Source organism: Bradyrhizobium jicamae, from assembly GCF_001440395.1.
Taxonomy (GTDB): domain Bacteria; phylum Pseudomonadota; class Alphaproteobacteria; order Rhizobiales; family Xanthobacteraceae; genus Bradyrhizobium; species Bradyrhizobium jicamae.
This window is the reverse complement of sequence record NZ_LLXZ01000102.1, coordinates 30482-47372: the sequence shown is the minus strand read 5'-3', so window position 1 is coordinate 47372 and position 16891 is coordinate 30482. Positions and strand designations below refer to the sequence as shown.

Here is a 16891-nt window from a genome sequence, read left to right as displayed (position 1 = left end):
GGTCAAACGGCAAGGTCGCATTGATGACACGCAACTTCTGCGACGCTAGCAAAACCACCTGCACGGCATCACCTGCACGCCCGCGCAAGAAGCGGACCGCGATGTCGTCGTATGATGCGCAGAGAACCGATTGACGACCGCTAATCGGGAGGGTCCTCGATACCATGACAGATATCAGCGACGAAAATTCGCCCAGCCCGCCGGCCAATAGACCCGCGAGGCGCGCGACTCGAGCTTCAACCGGACGCCAGAAAATTGTTGCAGGCGCAGGCATCAAACTCAGGACGGTCGAACTCAGGACGTTGGACCGGAGGTGGTGAGCGCGCCCGACAAGCGATTGCGGTTGTCGATGTGAGGGACTGTTGGACTTTATCCGCGATTTGCGGACCAAGCCAACAGGCCGGCGTGCTCGCATCTAACCCCGCCCCTTGTTGGCGACGTGATCTGCCAACTGCTCGGTCTCGATCCATTTTCCGTCTTGCCCGCGATCGCCGGACTCGACGACCTTGTCGCGGTTCGAGAGCACCACGTTCTCTCCAACCAACTCGTCTTGCAGGTTGGTCATAGCGCCGCTTCCCGCGCCTTTCGGCCGAGCCTTGTTGACATGTAGGCCCTCCGCTAGGCGCGGAGGAGGCTCACGGCCATGATCGGGCGGTCCGCGGCGAGCGTTGCGGACCTCTGCCTTGTCGACGCCCCCTTGCGGATTTGTGTCGTTCTCGACGTCACCTTCGATGGTGTTCACGCCTTCGAGCTGTTGCAATTGCTCGGCCGTCACATGAGCCATGGTGGTTCCCTTAGATCCACCGATCAGCGGATTTCGGCGGAGATTCACGTCAGTTGGCTTCTTCTGCTTTGGGTGCTTTGACGTCATGATTTGCTCCTCACGCGCCTGACGTTTCCTTTGGAGGCCGGCTGCGATGCTTCAGCCCCATGGGACAACACCCAGCGGGGCCGACGGTTTCTTGATGAAGCAACTGTGTAGACGAGGAAAGCGCTACGCTGAACTCGACACGTGAGCCGGCAATGGCTCTTCGTGCGGCTGGTCCAGCTTCGTTAAGATTCCCAGATACTGTGGAAGCCCGTTAGACGATGGGCCGGCCGCAGTCAGAATTGACGGCCGTCAAGGTACCACGCCATGGATCGATTAGCTTCAGGCGACAACGACAGAGGAACTCATATGGCTTCCAAACATATCACAACCGCGCTTCTGAGCGTTGCCCTCATGACCGGCGGCGCATTTGCCCAGACAGACACGAGCAAGAATTCCTCCGGAACCAGCGCGGCGACGACGGAATACAGTGCGTACAAGCTCGTAGGCGTGGATGTCTATAACAACAGCAACGAAAAGCTCGGCGAGGTCAAGGATATCCTTCTGGAGCGAGCTGGCAGGGCGAGCAAGACGATCCTGTCGGTCGGCGGCTTTCTCGGCCTCGGCGAACAATACGTTGCCGTCCCCTACGATCAGCTGAAATGGGTCGACGAGCCCGCACGCACCGCGTCCGGCAGCACAACCACCACGACGGGATCGTCGGCGACAGGTTCGAGCCGCAAGTGGTATCCGGACCACGCGATCTACAACACGACCAAGGATCAGTTGAAGGCGATGCCCGAATTCAAGTATTGAGGGCACGCGTACCACTGCAGGTCGAGATCTAAAGAAGAATTTATTTGCCTGTCGACGACTCGGCGACTCGCAACTTGCAAGTGCTGCATTGCAGCGGATTTCTTGATCTTGGTTAGATACTGACGGGCGGACTTGCCAAATGCGCGAGCGGCCTGCCAGGCCTCGGTGTTTTTCAGCCATGTCTTGATTTCGCGTCTTGATTTCGCGGAATTTTGTACGCCCACCTTTTGTACGCCCAAAAGGCGGGAATTTCGTCAACTTGTCTCGGGTAAGGTTGAACAGGCGCTCGACCAGGACGAGCTTCAAAAGTTCGCCGACAATCAATGTGACCCACAACCAGAAGCCTATGCCGATCAGCGCTGGTTTGAACTTTGACGCCAACATTGATGACCCTCAATGAACGTCGAGCAATGATGCCCAATGCTCCACCGCCACCCAGGTGCTGAGCAGAGGAGCAACCCTCAGATGAGGATATTGATCGTACTAACCTCGCACGACCGACTTGGGGACACTGGCAAGAAGACCGGCTGCTGGTTCGATGAATTCGCTACGCCCTACTACATCTTCAAGGACGCCGGCATCGTTCTCACACTTGCATCTCCCGACGGAGGCCAGCCCCCGGTCGATCCGAGAAGTGAGTGGCCCGAGGCGGAGACCGAAGCGACTATTCGCTTTCGGCGCGACGGTCACGCGCAAGCCGAGTTCGCGAACACCCGGACGCTGTCGAGCATTTCGGCCCGCGACCATGATGCCGCCTTCTATCCAGGCGGCCACGGGCCGTTATGGGATCTCGCCAATGACCCCCACTCAATCGCACTGATCGAAACCATGGCCGGCACGGGTCATCCATTAGCGCTCGTCTGCCATGGCCCGGGCGCGTTGCGTTACACCATGGCGTCCAATGGCCTTCCCCTTGTCGCCGGCAAATCCGTCACCGGATTTTCCAACCTCGAGGAGGCTGCAATTGAACTGACGGACGTCGTACCGTTCCTGGTTGAAGATATGTTGAGGAACAACGGCGGCAACTATTCCCGGAAAGAGAAGTGGCAGCCCTATGCCGTCTCCGATGGCGATCTGATCACGGGACAAAATCCAGCATCCTCGGAAGCTGTTGCCAACGCTTTACTCGATCGATTGGGGATCAAGGCCCAGACCCGAAAGTTGGTAACGTCGCGGCTCGGAGCGCCTGAATAGTAATGCGGGCTTTACCCGAATGCGGCGCCGGTCCATCGGGCAAATCAAGCATGAGCTCGTCGAGCGAGCAGCAGCCCCATCAGCGACGGGACAGCGCCATCGTCAATTGATACGGTCATGGTTGTGATCTTTGCGCCGCGGTCAAGTTCAATCCCGGGTTTGATAATCCAGGCAAAGGAGAACTCCCATGAATCCCGAAAGCCTTATGCCGTCCCGGTCATCGTCGCGTTCGTCTGTTTTGCTATCGTGCTGATGCTGTGGGCCACTCATCGGCACCAATGGACCTGCCAGCATGGACGCAGCAAAGAAGTCGCCCCAAACCACCAGCATGGCCGTCCACCGAGTATCGGATGAAATGGCTGTTCCGGTCGCAATGCCGCCGTCGAGCAATATGGCAGGTGATAGCGCTCGCGCCGACCAAGGTCCGGTTAACAAGACTCGCTGAAGCCGATGAACAGGCCGGACCTCGCGGCTGTGTTGGGTCTGCTAAGCGCATGGAACGAAACCCTTTCTAAGTTCCCCTCACCTGTTTGACCGGCGACCTCACCGCCTTTTTCGCCCCCTGCCCTTCCGCCAGCAATGCCTTGCGGACCAGCTTGAACTCCTGCAGCGAAGCAGGGTCGACCTTTGGGAACTGCAAATCGAGCGTGTCGAGCGCGCTGACGACAGTGGAGCCGATCACCACTCGCGCGAACCATTTGTGATCGGCCGGCACCACGTGCCACGGCGCCGCCTCGCTTGAAGTATGCCTGATAACATCCTGATACGCCGCTTGGTATTTGTCCCACAGTGCGCGCTCGGCGATATCGGCCATCGAAAACTTCCAGTTCTTCGAAGGCTCATCCAGTCGCGCGAGAAAACGCTGGCGCTGCTCTTCCTTCGATATGTTGAGGAAGAACTTCAGGATGACTGTGCCATTGCGCGCGAGGTAGCGCTCGAAGGAAGAGATGTCCTCAAACCGCTCACGCCAGATATTCCTGGTAACCAGCCGGGCGGGAATCTTCTGCTCGGCGAGAATCTCCGGATGCACCCGCACCACCAGGCACTCTTCATAATAAGAACGATTGAAGATGCCGATGCGGCCACGCTGCGGCAGCGCGATCACGCTGCGCCACATGAAATCATGTTCGAGCTCAAGCGTTGACGGCCGTTTGAAGGAGTGGACCTCGCAGCCCTGCGGGTTGATGCCCTTGAAGATGCTCTTGATGGCGCTGTCCTTGCCGGCGGCGTCCATGCCCTGGAAGATCAGCAGCAATGACCAGCTGTCCTGCGCGTAGAGCTTTTCCTGGAAATCACTCAACCGTTTGTGGTTGGCCTCGATGATCCCCTCTCCCTGGCCCTTGTCGAGACCTCCCCTCTCTCTGGTCTTCTGCGATTTGAGGTGAAACTCGCTCGATCCGTCGAAGCGGAACGGAGCTACAAAAGGCTTCAACTCGGCTACGAGAGATTGCGAAGGCTTTTTGTTCATGATGGATGCCCTTCCTGCTGGGTGCCCATCTGCGCCTCGATGAACGCGGTGACAAGGCGAGGCATCGCCGCTTTGAGATCGCTGGCACCGCGCACGAAATGGATCGCGGAAATGCCGGGCTGAGTCTGCCCGGCAGGGTTGGCTCGATCCCGTAGCGCAGCGCTTCGCTGGATGTCGGCAGCAAGGCCCATCTGGGGACGCGGATGCACTTCCGAAGGCGAGCCGCATATGCCCGCTAAAGTACAGGCTGCACCCTGGTTGACCGTAGGATGGATCATCGCACAATCGGGCATGCCATCGACCCAATCGACCAACATGCCCGCCTTTGCGTTGTGCTCGCGCAACCAAATTTGAAAGCGTGAGATTTTGGTCAGGGTGGCCCGCCGCATGAAATCCGGTGCAAGCGCATCGAAAGCGCGAATGGATGCCATTTTTCTCCTTCAAGCGAGGTCGAGAGGGGTCGAACTGACTGTTGCCCATTCAACGATCAGCATCGTCTCGTTGGTGCAATCAATTTCCAGCATGCAATTCTGTGCCCTTCGTTTGTGACATCGGCGACCGCATTACGTATTTTTACGGACGGGAATTCGCAAGATTTCGTTGAACGTTCTTGCAGAGCGATCGTTCATCTTTCCGCCGGTCCCCTCGAAAGGGTTACCTCGAGCCAAAGGCAAGGGCGCGCGTATGAATACAAGAACCTATCCCGTGGACAGCTATCAGCGGATACTCTCGGTACAACCGCGCGCGCTGAAACGGCTCGATCGTTCGCCAAGATCATGGCCTGCAATCGTGGTCAGGAAATTCTCAAATAATCCGGGGCCTCCGGAAATCGATCCACTGGCCGGTACACAACCCGGGACACAGCGACCGTGACCTATCGAATGGCGCCTCCACGAAGAATCCGACTTCTCCCTGTTAGACCGCGGACAACCTTAATTTCCCGCCTGACCAAGGGCTGCCGTGTCGACGTCCGTGCAGGTTCTGAAAATAACGGAACTCTTTCAAACGCTCTAACGAGCACTTCAACCGACCGCACGCCGTTCGCGGGCGTTTTCATCTCGCAGCCATAGGAGAGCCAAAATGCCCAAGTTGAAGACCAAATCAGGCGCAAAAAAGCGCTTCAAGGTGACTGCCACCGGCAAAGTGATGGCGGCCCACGCCGGCAAGCGCCACGGCATGATCAAAAGGACCAAGAAGCAGATTCGGCAGCTTCGCGGCACCCGCGTGCTGTTCAAGACCGACGGCGACAACATCAAGAGATACTTCTTGCCGAACGCCTGAGCGCGACCCGCGATCACGGTCCCACTTCGCCGAGTCGCGTCCGCGCGCGACCCGGCATGTCGCTTTCCGCTGTTGGTGGGGACCAAGCGGACATTCAGTAAGCGAAAATGTGAGCTGTTGCGAATTGTAAGTACGCGCCCTAACTAGCTCCTGGGCGCCATTGAGGACCGAATTGCAGTGACGGATCCCGCCTATTCCACAAGCCCATAGTATCTGACTTCCTAATAGTCCTAGATGTCCTGGGTTTCGCTTGTATCCGCCACCCACCGGCTTGCGATCCGTCAATGCAAATGGCCGCGCCGGGGAGGAAATTGAGCCAGCACAAGCGGAGTGGCGAACATGGATACGGTACAAATCGTTCTAGGCCTATTGCTTCTGCTGTTAGTCGGTGGCGTCGCATATTACCTGTTGCAGCATGGATCGCAGTCTCTGCGGCCCGCTCCGGCAACGCCGCAACAGACCGACTTACGACGGCAATCGGAAATCCAGCGGGATTTTCAGCGCGTCTTTTCCATGACGAGCGCGCAGGGGAAAGAGGGCCTCATCAAGCGCTGGATGGATCGGACCGGTTGCGACCGCACGGAAGCCATGCGACTGGCAACGGAAGAGTGGCGCCGGGATAACCGCTGAGAGCCGAGTCTATTTCCAAGTCATTAAGCGCTGGGTCCGATTGCGCGTTTATCGCTGACTTTCTTTACGGCCATCAACCAGCCTTCCGACGGCACCAACCGGCGCGCATTCTTCCAATTCAGGCCGCCGACCACAATTCTGTCATGAGACCATTCATGACGCCGCCGGACGTTCTTCAGAAAGATCCGCAAGGCAGCGTATGCCTCGAGAGCGCATTTTCGTTCGCTGCTTTGGCTTTGGTCGACTGTTTCCTAACACCGCGCCTCGATGGCGTTCCGAGCGTGAGACCTCCATCCAACTATCTCCTGAACTCAGGGCGCATTTGAGGAATTGTCAGGGCCAAGTGTCGGCGCGTCGAAATGTCGTCGACCTGACATCGCGGTTCGTCCCGTGCAAAGGACAATTCGGATCGGGATCGATCGACATGCCGGCGGGTTCCCTCTCTTGGGTGTCGGACTCATGAGCGATGAACTGGCAGATGCAACCGAGCTCCAATGCTTCGGTCGTTCCGGGACCGGGTATTATGTTCATCGACGTCTGAGTGAATAGGTTCGCATTGATGGCTCTCTCGTGCGATACGGCCGCGGTCCCGTCCCGGGATCATGCTTTGAATGACGGAAACTCTGCGTCAATAATCTGAACGCGGTCGGCATGGAGCGACCAATCCTTCAGCCTCTCGCACTCGCAAAACCTGATCTTCGCCAGTTCGGCGGCGTCCGCCTGGCTGAAGGCTTCGATCTCGATAGAACTCTGACAGATTTCGGCCTCATGTCCGTTTCCACCGCGCACATTCTTCATGAATCGAACGACATAACGAGTCATATCGGGCCTCGCCTTGCAAATATCTCGTCCAACCTGATTCCAGCCTACGATCAGTGAGTTCGTTCGTCTTGACGCACGTCAAGCGGTGCAGCCGCGCAAACCGGAAACGATCCACTTGCGCGCGGCGGCCCTCCTCTTTGTCGAAGTGCTTCTTGCGTGCGCCTGCTCGTGCGCTGACCAGAATGCGCCTGCTAGAGAACTTAGATCGAACCTAAGAGCGCAGCTCCGGCAATCGTCAATTTTTGAAGATTTTCCCGACCATCGGCTGGTCGTTGAGCCGGCATGAAGACGGGTTGGTTCAGAGCCCACCATTCCTGGAACGACGCAGTGAATGTTTGATTGTCTTTGGTCGCTCCGCTGCCAAGGCAAATCCACACAGGATCTAACCGAAGCTCAAAACGCATCGGTCGCGGATGTATTTCTGACGGTGCTTTATGCCCGCACCTCGACGCGCTCCAGGATGGGCCGCCTCGCCGGCGTATGGATCGATAGGGCCCGAAAAGCGTTTCGGAATCTATTGCGCAGAGGCGACATGATGCTCAACTTCGAAACTCTCAAGTCTTCGCTGGTGATGTACGGGCTGGACGCGATGTACGCCATCCTGCTCCTGATCTTCGGCTGGTGGCTGGCAGAAGCGGCGCAGCGCTTCGTGTTCCGCCTGCTGACGGTGACCCACCAGGTGGACCCGCTAGTTACGGCCTTCGTCGCCAGCCTGGCGCGCTACGCCATCCTCGCCGTGATCGGCATCGCCGTCCTGCAGCTCTTCGGAATTCAGACCGCCAGCCTGGTCACAGTGTTGGGCGCCGCCTCGCTTGCCATCGGTCTCGCCCTGCAGGGAACGCTGTCCAATCTCGCCGCCGGCGTCATGTTGCTCGTCTTCCGACCGTTCCGGATCGGCCACGATGTCGAGGTCGGCGGCAAGGCCGGAGAGGTGCGGTCGCTTTCGCTGTTCATGACCGAGCTCAAAGCACCCGACAACACCCAGATCCTGTTGCCTAACGCGTCGGTCTGGGGCCAGCCGATCATCAATCGCAGCGCCTATCCCGCGACGGGCGAGCTCAAGGTCTCGTTCCCCGTTCCCGCAGGGCCCGCCGCCGATGCTATCGCCCAGTGCGTTCTGCAGGATCTGCGCGAGAATCCGAACTTGCAAAGCCAGCCGACTGTTCATGTTTCCCGGGTCATCGACATCACCAACGCTGACCGGCCCGTCGTCGAACTCACGGTGACCGCCCGGGTCAAGCCTTCCGAGGTGGGCGCCGTGAAGCAGCAGGTGCTGGACCGCATCGGAGCGCTGGTGGCCCGAAGCCCGAGACAAGGGCCCCCCGATCGGGCGCGCGAAGGGGGCTCGGAAGATGTCCGACGATAAGCGTTTCCTGAGATCGTCATTGTCTCAGTCCTTCCTATCGGCTCCGAGTTCGACCGCCGCCTTGAGGCCTCCGACACGCCCGAGCGCATATGCGCAACCCAATGCGAGCCCCATTTCCGCGATACCTGCACCCAATAACGACACCTACGACGGCGCCAGGGGGGAGCAGCGGTCCCGAGAACAAAAGCCGGTAGCGTGGTTGATCAGGACGGGTAATCCGCCCTGGTCTGCTGAGCAACATCGTCCATCCTGTGCGCCTTCAGGACCACGGCCCCCGCACGGCGGAAGCATTCCAGGGAAAGCCTCGCGGCGCGTGCTGTGCCGTCAGCCACTGGTCGGTCGTGAAAGCCTCGATGGCCCAGGAGCCGTTGAACCGGCCGATGCCGGAGTTCTTCTCGCCGCCAAACGGACAGGTCGGCAAATCGATGACGGGCTGATCATTGACATGGGCCATACCGACCTGCATTCGCTGGGCAAAGTGCATGCCCCGGTGCACGTCGCGCGTGAACACGGCGCCGCTTAGTCCAAAACTCGTTTCATTGGCCACAGCCAACGCTTCTTCGGCACTGCCGACTCGGAGGATCGGCGCCACCGGCCCGAATATTTCCTCTGCTGCGAGTTCCATTTGGTTAGTAACGTTCACGAAGATATGCGGCGGCAACACCAATCCGTCCGGCTCGCCGCCGAGCACCTGCTTCGCGCCGACTTCGCGGGCGCGGCCAATGCGTTCCGTCAACTTGCGAAGCTGCGAGTTGTTGATGATCGGGCCGACCATGGTTTCGCTGTCGCGGGGATCGCCGGTTTTCAGCCTCGCGACCCGCGCGGCGAAGCGCTCGACGAACGTGTGATAAACGGCCTCCTCGACAATGATGCGGTTGATTGCGATGCAGATCTGGCCCTGGTGCAGAAACTTGCCGAACACTGCGGCCTCGATGGCCTGATCCAGATCGGCGTCCGCGAGCACAACGAAGGGGGCATTGCCACCGAGCTCCAGATCGACACGCTTGATGATAGGCGCCTTCGCCGCAAGTTCCGCGATGTTGCGGCCGACCGGCGTCGAGCCGGTAAACGAAACCACCCGCGGAACGGGATTACTGACGAAAGCGTCGCCGATCTCGCTGCCCGCGCCGACCACGACGCTGAGGAGTCCCGCCGGCAGGCCGGCTTCCTCGAAAATTTTCGCCAACAGCAGTCCGCCTGTCACCGGCGTGTCGCTTGCCGGCTTCACCACGACGGCGTTTCCCACCGCCAGTGCCGGCGCGATGGTGCGGTTGCTCAGGTGCAGCGGCCAGTTCCACGGACTGATTGCGCCGACGACGCCGACCGGTTTGCGCCGCACTTGATTTTCTTTGCCCGGAATGTCGGACGGAATGATGCGGCCTTCGACGGCATGCGGCACCGAGATGGCCCAAAGCATGACCGTATGAGTCACTTCCCACTCGAGATTCGCCTTGAGCCGCGTGCTGCCGGATTCGCTGATCAGCCAATCGACGATTTCGCCGCGGCGCGCTTCCATGATCTCTGCCGCCCGGCGAAATACCTGCGCGCGGGCCGGCGGTGCTGAGGCAGCCCACTCCACCTGAGCCTTGGCACCCCCTGCAAATGCCGCATCAAGATCGCTGCGATCGGCCTGCTTGATTTCGAGGAGGACGTCGTCGGTATAAGGATTTTTGTCAACCAACCTGCTTTCTGCCCGGCCGTGACGCCAGTCGCCCGCGATCGGAAGCAGCTCGAAGCGATCATAAGGTTGCAGGTCTATCGTTTGACCTTTTGCGCGAGGCTGTTCTGTGGCATCGCCTCGATCGGAATTCCGTTTGGCAGTACGCGCGACCATGTCCATCCCCTTACCAGGTTGGCTTTCGTAACCGACGATGACGACGCTCTACCTTGAGGGCCGTCAACGTAATCGTCGGGGGAGTTGCGCCATCAGCTGGTCTCGCATAGGCGGGCATTGCCCACGCCTTTACAGCCCTTCCTGCAGCGCGGTATGGCATCAATAAAATCTCGGGATCGGACCTCCTTGCGGCGTAGGCCGATCCGACAAGTCAAACATGATTTCGTCAATGTAACACCAGCCCCAGCCTTCGGGCGGATCATAGGCTTCGATGATTGGGTGATTGGTTTTATGAAAATGCTTCGTCGCGTGGCGGTTGGGCGACTGATCACAGCAACCGACATGACCGCAGCTTCGGCAGACGCGCAGATGCAGCCATGGATCGCCCAGTTGCAGGCATTCCTCGCACCCAAGGGCACTGGGAACGACGTCGCGAATTCCCGCCAAATGCCTACAGCCTTGTGCCATTCCATACTCAATGTCTGTTCGAGTTCAATGGTAGCGTGCGGGCAGCCGGGCCGGCCTTGACGATCGTCAACTTCCTGAGCTTCTGCCTCTCGGGGCCGCGTTCCCATGATCGCCACCGCGCGGAGACTCTCCGGCGGAAGGCAAGCCGGCGCCGAAATCGAGGCCATCAAGGCAGTACCTCTTCGCGATCCGGGAAACAGGGATGCGCGACACCCCATGTCGCTGCCTTTCCCGGCCGTTTCCTCCCGATCCTCGGACCACCGGCGAACGCTGCGCGGTGCCGCTCTATCCAAATATCGTCGACCTGAAGTCGCGGCTCGTCCCGTGCAAAGGACAATTCGGATCAGGATCGATTAACATCCCGGCGGGCTCCCTCTCTTGGGTGTCGGACTGATGGGCGATGAACTGGCAGGTGCAACCGAGCTCCAATGCTTCGGTCGTTCCGGACGGAGGTGTTAAGTTCATCGACGTCTCAGGTGAAGTGGATCGCATTGATCGTTCTTTCCTGCGATGCGGCCGCGGCCTCGTAAACGATTTTCGAAAAAGGCGAACGTGAGCACGCCGCTACCCGCGTTCAGCGGCGACCACCAAACTTAGAGAACGATCTGCGCCGCCCGGTTGTCATTGACGTCTATCAATTTACGTCTCCATCGCAATCGACTTTATTATTGCCGGATCGCGCAACGTGTGCCGCGATGCCCCGTTGGTTCGATGCACGTCGCAATCGGTCAAGAACTTCTCGGAGATCCTGACATGTCTGAGGACATCATCGTCTTGGGCGGTTTGGCTGGCGTACTGTGCTGGACGTATATTATCTTGCCGCTGATTTATCACTTCAGTTGAAGGCGAGCTCTCCTTCGCGCGACTTAACCGTCCTTTCCCCGATCGCCGACTTGCAGCTTCGCGTCGGCGCGTTTGCCTCCGCGTCGGAGACAGTCGACGCGATCGGAGGGTCAACTGCGCTCCGGCGGCGCCGGTGGGCTCGTCCGCGAATCGCGGTTTCAGCATGCGCTTGCGGTTAGAACGGCAGGGCAAGCATCATGATTGGCATGGAGACAATGACGACTGGCTCAACGTTTGACCATGCCGGCAGACAAATGTGCGAAGCCATCGTCGACCTGCAGAGCCGCTCCGCAACAGTCATCACGGGAAGGCCGGATTCGTTCGGAGATCGATTGTCACTTCGCGTTGTTCGCTTATCGCGCCTGGCAGCGCATAGGCGATGACGCTGTCACCGATAGTTGTTTCCATGCTGTTGTGTCCCCCGGCGGCGATAACTACATACTGCCGGCCGTTCGACATGTAGGTGAGCGGCGTCGCCTGTCCGCCGGCTGGCAGGCGCGCCTGCCAGAGCAGCTTGCCACTCCGCGTGTCGAACGCGCGTATCACTCGGTCAAGCGCCGCTGAGATGAAGATCAGACCACTGCGAGTGACCGCGGCGCCACCGTTGTTCGGCGTGCCCATGGTGATAGGCAGCATCGACGGAATACCGAACGGGCCGTGGTCACGGCCGGTGCCAAGCGGCCGGCGCCACACGAAGCGCCGCGTCTTTAGGTCGATCACACCGATGAAGCCCCACGGCGGACGCGTGCACGGAACGCGCGCGATCGTGCGCCATGGCGCCGAGAATGCGCCGGCTGGCGCGCCCTCTTGCGGATACAGGCCACCGGTGGTGCGCGGACCTGACTCGCTGACCGGCCGAATGCCGCGCCGCTGCACCTCCTCGCGGGTGAGAAGCTGCACCGTGTTCGGTAGGTTGTTGTTGTTTACGACGAGAAAGCCGCGCTCGGGATCGACCGCCACGCCGCCCCAGTCAACGCCGCCGTTGAAGCCTGGCTGGTACGCCGTCGGCACACCCAATGCCGGCGGCGTGTAGGGGCCGCGGTAGCGGATGCGATTGAACTCTATGCGACACCAGAGCTGGTCGATCGGCGTCGTGCCCCACATATCGCTTTCGACAAACCGATCGCCAACGAGGCTCGGCATGCCGACGGAGAACGGCTGGGTAGGTGAAGTCCAGTCTCCGGGAGTCGCGCCCTGGGGCACTTGCCGCTCTTCCACTGGGGTGAGCGGCTGCCCGGTGTGGCGATCGAGCACATAGAGCTGGCCCTGCTTGGTCGGCACGATCATCGCCGGCACCGGCCCGGCGTCAGTGGCGAAATCAACGAGGGTCGCCTGCGCGCCGAGGTCGTAGTCCCAGATGTCGTGGTGCACGGTCTGGAACTTCCAGCGCTCGCGGCCGGTCACGGCGTCAACCGCCACCATGGACGAGTTGTACTGCTCGTCGAATGGGCGCCGATTCCCCCCGTAATAATCGACCGCGGGGTTGCCGGTAGGCAGATAGACCAGGCCGAGCTCCTCGTCAGCAGACATGATGGTCCAGACGTTCGGCGTACCACGGGTATAGGTTTCGCTTGGCCCCGGTTGCGTGGTGACGCCAGGCCGGCCTACGTCCCAGGCCCAGCGGAATTCGCCGCTCGCCGCGTCGAACCCTCGCACCACTCCCGACGGCGCGTCGCGGTACTGCCCATCAATCACCTGGTGGCCCACCACCGCCACCCCGCGCACTATTGTCGGCGGCGACGTCACGGACACATAGCCGGGCAGTGTCCGGCCGATGCCTTCATTCAGGTCGACGGCGCCGTTTTTTCCGAACGAGCGGCACGGCGCTCCGCTGTCCGCATCGATGGCGAGCAGCCTACTGTCGAGCGTGCCGAAGATGATCCGCTTCCGACATTCAGCGCCCGCCGAATTGGTGTCGTAATATGCAACGCCGCGGCAGGTCGAGGTGGTTACGTTTCGCATCGCACGCCGGTCGACGTCCGGGTTGAAACGCCACTTCTGCTGACCGGTCGCGGGATCGAGCGCGATCACCTGCTGGCTCGGCGTGCAGACATAGAGCGTCTCATTCACCTTAAGTGAAGTGTTCTGGAAAGCGTAGCGCACTGCGCCGGCTTCCGGCGGCAGCGCCGGGTCGCTTCGCTCCGGCCAATCGCCGGTGTGGAAGTGCCACGCGACGTCGAGGTTCGCGACATTCTCGGGCGTAATCTGATCTGCGGGCGAAAAGCGCGTGGCGTGGTTGTTGGCACCGTAGGCAACCCAGGTGTCTGCACCGTTGCGGTCGAGCGTGCCGACAGCCCGATTAATGCCGACGCCAGTGGTCTCCGCGGCAGCCCGCATTTCGACGGCCGGCCCCTGCGCCGCTTGCTCGGTCGATTGCGGCAACGACGTCCCGTGCGGCGTCAGCAGGCTGGCCACGCCCGCGAGAACGGCCATCACCGCCACGGCGATCGCCGCGGGCAACTGGCCGAGCACCGATCGCGGCCGAACTGCGCCGCGCCGGCGCAGCACAGGAAGGATGGCGAGCATAATCAACGCCAACACGGTGGGGGCGACAATGCGCGGCACCATCGCCCAGCCATCGAGGCCCACCTCCCATATCGTCCAGACCCACGTGCCGAGATAGACGATGAAGTAGAGCCAAGCGCCGTCCTGGCTGAGCCGAGTCAGCAACAACCCGGACATCAAAAGTCCGAACCCTGCCAAGGCATAGTACCACGAGCCGCCAAGCACGATGAGCCAGACGCCGCCCGCGCCGATCACCAGCCCGAGCAGAATGAGTCCGAGCCCAAAGATGACGGTTGCCCACTCCCCGGGTGTCCGCGCGTTCATGTCCTGCTCCGTCGACTTAGGGTGAGTACCGTAATCTCCGTCAGTGCTGCTGGGACGTCATTGACAGGCATCAAGCATGATGACGGCGGCTTACGATCCGTTCCTCGGATGCCGCACGTTGGGTTGAACCCAACCCGACACTTCGATGAGACGAATCCGCGATCGCACCGGCCGCGCGGAGTTGGTGAGGCCGACGAGGACAGTCGTCGAGATCAATGTTTCGCCGCCGTGGGTTGGCTCAGGCGTTCGACCAAGGCAATGCCGATTGCTGACATCACGAACAGGCCGTGAATTATCGTCTGCCACATCACGCCAGTTTCGGTATAGGGCGAAATCTCTTTGCCCAGCGATCCCGCATAGATAAAGGTGCGCAGCAGGTGGATCGATGAGATGCCAATGATCGCCATCGCGAGCTTGATCTTGAGCACGCTGGCATTGACGTGACTGAGCCATTCCGGCTGGTCCGGGTGCTTTTGCAACTCCATCCGCGAAACGAAGGTCTCATAACCGCCGACGATGACCATGATCAGGAGGTTGGAGATCATCACCACGTCGATCAGGCCGAGCACCACCAACATGATTTCCTGCTCGGTGAATTTCATCGCGCCGAGGACGAGATGCCAGAGTTCTTTGAGGAACAGCACCACATAGACGCATTGCGCGACGATCAGGCCGAGATAGAGCGGAAGCTGCAACCAGCGGGAACCGAAGATGAATTGCGGCAGCGGGCGAAGTTTGCTCTCGAATTCGCGTGGGGGAATGCGCATATCGGTACTCATCAGTTAGGACGTAATCTGAAAGCTCGAAGTATCGCGTCTACGTTGCAGCATCACCGGCCCGCACCCGCACCAGCCAATATCAAACTGAACTTGGGCCCAGTTGCTGTCATCGGAGTGATCGTGGCATCGCGTTACGGCATAACAGAAGGAGGCTCTCTTATCTCTAATCTCCATGACTGGATGAACGTTGCATCCCCTGGCCTAGTTAGCTGTATTGTCACGGTTGTCTGACGAAGGAGAGGAAATGGGGTGGTGCCTTTATTTCTAGCCATATTTTCACTCCGACAAGGCGCCTCCTGATCCCTTCGCATAGGAATTGCGGGCGAAGCAGAGCGCGCCGATGCAATGTCGTCAGCGACCGTCCCTTCACATAAGCCCCTTTCCCCAACAATCGAAGCCAAGAGCTGATACCGAACTCGACTCTCCAACAGCGCTCACGACCTAAAAATGACGGCCGTCAACGTACCGGGCAGAATAAGGCAGATCCCGGTGACGACGACCGCAATATGGGATCGGGAGAGGAGAGGCGGCACGCCCTAAATCGATCGACATTTTGATGCCTGTCAACGACAGCTCCATCGGCGCTTCCCCATCATGGAGTTATCAGTCTGCGCCAATCCACGCAGGATGAAGCGACAGTGCGCCTGAGAGATTCAAACATCATTGGCGCGAAGACCTTATGCCTCGGTGTCACAGGCCTATGTGAAGGACCGGCTAGCATTCGTGCATTGCGAATGCCAATCCAGAGATAGTCAAAATAGAAGGAGGACCACATGAAATTCCGTCCGCTCCATGATCGCGTCGTGGTCAAACGCATTGAAGCCGAAGAGAAGACCAAGGGCGGCATCATCATTCCGGACAGTGCCAAGGAAAAGCCCTCGCAGGGCGAAGTCGTCGCCGTTGGCCCCGGCGGCCGCGACGAAGCCGGCAAGCTGATCCCGATCGACCTCAAAGTTGGCGACCGCGTGCTGTTCGGCAAATGGTCCGGCAACGAGGTCGTGCTCGACGGCCAGGATCTGCTGATCATGAAGGAGTCCGACATCATGGGCGTGCTCGACGTCCCCGCCTCCAAGAAGAAGGCTGCCTAAGCGCTTCGCCTGCCACGCTCACCCTGAGGGAGCGCCCGCAAGGAGCCTCCCCGACAGGGTGAGAAACAAGGATCAACTCAGGGAAATCCAATATGTCAGCTAAAGAAGTCAAATTCGGCGTCGATGCCCGCGACCGCATGCTGCGCGGCGTCGACATTCTCAACAACGCCGTCAAGGTGACGCTCGGCCCCAAGGGCCGCAACGTCGTGCTCGACAAGTCGTTCGGCGCTCCCCGCATCACGAAGGACGGCGTCACCGTCGCCAAGGAGATCGAGCTCGACGACAAGTTCGAGAACATGGGCGCGCAGATGGTGCGCGAAGTCGCTTCGAAATCCGCGGACGCTGCCGGCGACGGCACCACCACCGCGACCGTTCTGGCGGCTGCGATCGTCCGTGAAGGCGCCAAGTCGGTTGCCGCCGGCATGAACCCGATGGACCTGAAGCGCGGTATCGATCTGGCTGTTGAAGCCGTGGTCGCCGACCTCGTCAAGAACTCCAAGAAGGTCACCTCGAACGAGGAAATCGCCCAGGTCGGCACCATCTCCGCCAACGGCGACGCCGAAATCGGCAAGTTCCTGGCCGATGCCATGAAGAAGGTCGGCAACGAGGGCGTCATCACAGTTGAAGAAGCCAAGTCGCTCGAGACCGAACTCGAAGTCGTCGAA

General features: G+C 59.9%; 17 protein-coding genes. 8 read left to right on the top strand and 9 right to left on the bottom strand.

The annotated features are described in order from the left end of the window. Window positions 1–415: 415 nt before the first annotated feature. The gene (locus CQ12_RS16120; RefSeq protein WP_063799751.1) at window positions 416–871 is read right to left on the bottom strand and encodes a hypothetical protein; all 456 of its coding nucleotides are present in this window, start codon (window positions 869–871) and stop codon (window positions 416–418) included. 306 nt (window positions 872–1177) lie between these two features. Between CQ12_RS16120 and CQ12_RS16115 the strand changes: the two genes are divergently transcribed. From CQ12_RS16115 to CQ12_RS16105, 3 genes are all read left to right on the top strand, one after another. Beyond that, window positions 1178–1624, top strand: a complete 447-nt coding sequence (locus CQ12_RS16115; RefSeq protein ID WP_057836276.1) for a PRC-barrel domain-containing protein — start codon at window positions 1178–1180, stop codon at window positions 1622–1624. 132 nt (window positions 1625–1756) lie between these two features. Then, complete coding sequence (locus tag CQ12_RS16110; RefSeq protein ID WP_057836275.1) at window positions 1757–1999, top strand: hypothetical protein; 243 nt, start codon at window positions 1757–1759, stop codon at window positions 1997–1999. A 90-nt stretch (window positions 2000–2089) separates the two neighbouring features. Next, a complete protein-coding gene (locus CQ12_RS16105) occupies window positions 2090–2818 on the top strand; it encodes a type 1 glutamine amidotransferase domain-containing protein (RefSeq protein ID WP_057836431.1) in 729 nt (242 codons plus the stop codon). A 147-nt stretch (window positions 2819–2965) separates the two neighbouring features. On the opposite strand, the gene CQ12_RS16100 is transcribed toward CQ12_RS16105, so the two are convergent. The 3 genes from CQ12_RS16100 to CQ12_RS16090 all read right to left on the bottom strand — a co-directional run bounded on the left by CQ12_RS16100 (window position 2966) and on the right by CQ12_RS16090 (window position 4717). Continuing rightward, window positions 2966–3148 carry a hypothetical protein gene (locus tag CQ12_RS16100; protein ID WP_057836274.1) on the bottom strand — a complete coding sequence of 61 codons (183 nt, stop codon included), beginning with the start codon at window positions 3146–3148 and terminating at the stop codon, window positions 2966–2968. Window positions 3149–3329: 181 nt separating this feature from the next. Next, window positions 3330–4286 (bottom strand): polyphosphate kinase 2 family protein, encoded by a 957-nt coding sequence (locus CQ12_RS16095; RefSeq protein ID WP_057836273.1) that lies wholly within the window; start codon window positions 4284–4286, stop codon window positions 3330–3332. Continuing rightward, the gene (locus CQ12_RS16090; protein WP_057836272.1) at window positions 4283–4717 is read right to left on the bottom strand and encodes a hypothetical protein; all 435 of its coding nucleotides are present in this window, start codon (window positions 4715–4717) and stop codon (window positions 4283–4285) included. Before CQ12_RS16090 ends, CQ12_RS16095 begins: the two co-directional genes overlap by 4 nt. A gap of 649 nt (window positions 4718–5366) precedes the next feature. On the opposite strand from CQ12_RS16090, the gene rpmI reads away from it, so the two are divergent. Both rpmI and CQ12_RS16080 read left to right on the top strand, forming a co-directional pair. After that, a complete protein-coding gene (rpmI, locus tag CQ12_RS16085) occupies window positions 5367–5567 on the top strand; it encodes a 50S ribosomal protein L35 (RefSeq protein WP_057836271.1) in 201 nt (66 codons plus the stop codon). A gap of 339 nt (window positions 5568–5906) precedes the next feature. Then, complete coding sequence (locus tag CQ12_RS16080; protein ID WP_057836270.1) at window positions 5907–6197, top strand: hypothetical protein; 291 nt, start codon at window positions 5907–5909, stop codon at window positions 6195–6197. A gap of 600 nt (window positions 6198–6797) precedes the next feature. Here CQ12_RS16080 and CQ12_RS16075 read toward each other — a convergent pair. Further along, window positions 6798–7019 (bottom strand): hypothetical protein, encoded by a 222-nt coding sequence (locus tag CQ12_RS16075; protein ID WP_057836269.1) that lies wholly within the window; start codon window positions 7017–7019, stop codon window positions 6798–6800. A gap of 532 nt (window positions 7020–7551) precedes the next feature. Between CQ12_RS16075 and CQ12_RS16070 the strand changes: the two genes are divergently transcribed. Beyond that, a complete protein-coding gene (locus CQ12_RS16070) occupies window positions 7552–8385 on the top strand; it encodes a mechanosensitive ion channel family protein (RefSeq protein ID WP_057836430.1) in 834 nt (277 codons plus the stop codon). A 259-nt stretch (window positions 8386–8644) separates the two neighbouring features. Here CQ12_RS16070 and CQ12_RS16065 read toward each other — a convergent pair whose 3' ends face one another. The 4 genes from CQ12_RS16065 to CQ12_RS16055 form a co-directional block, all read right to left on the bottom strand. Beyond that, window positions 8645–10219: an aldehyde dehydrogenase family protein gene (locus CQ12_RS16065; RefSeq protein ID WP_083519324.1), complete on the bottom strand. Its 1575-nt coding sequence runs from the start codon at window positions 10217–10219 to the stop codon at window positions 8645–8647. Window positions 10220–10378: 159 nt separating this feature from the next. Beyond that, complete coding sequence (locus CQ12_RS42315; protein ID WP_083519311.1) at window positions 10379–10687, bottom strand: UBP-type zinc finger domain-containing protein; 309 nt, start codon at window positions 10685–10687, stop codon at window positions 10379–10381. 1143 nt (window positions 10688–11830) lie between these two features. Then, window positions 11831–14359 (bottom strand): membrane-bound PQQ-dependent dehydrogenase, glucose/quinate/shikimate family, encoded by a 2529-nt coding sequence (locus CQ12_RS16060; RefSeq protein ID WP_057836268.1) that lies wholly within the window; start codon window positions 14357–14359, stop codon window positions 11831–11833. A 212-nt stretch (window positions 14360–14571) separates the two neighbouring features. Next, window positions 14572–15126, bottom strand: a complete 555-nt coding sequence (locus tag CQ12_RS16055; RefSeq protein ID WP_157088249.1) for a TIGR00645 family protein — start codon at window positions 15124–15126, stop codon at window positions 14572–14574. A 785-nt stretch (window positions 15127–15911) separates the two neighbouring features. Between CQ12_RS16055 and CQ12_RS16050 the strand changes: the two genes are divergently transcribed. Continuing rightward, a complete protein-coding gene (locus tag CQ12_RS16050) occupies window positions 15912–16226 on the top strand; it encodes a co-chaperone GroES (protein ID WP_057836266.1) in 315 nt (104 codons plus the stop codon). A gap of 92 nt (window positions 16227–16318) precedes the next feature. Next, on the top strand, window positions 16319–16891 hold a 573-nt coding region (locus CQ12_RS16045; RefSeq protein ID WP_283807370.1), incomplete at its 3' end, for a TCP-1/cpn60 chaperonin family protein.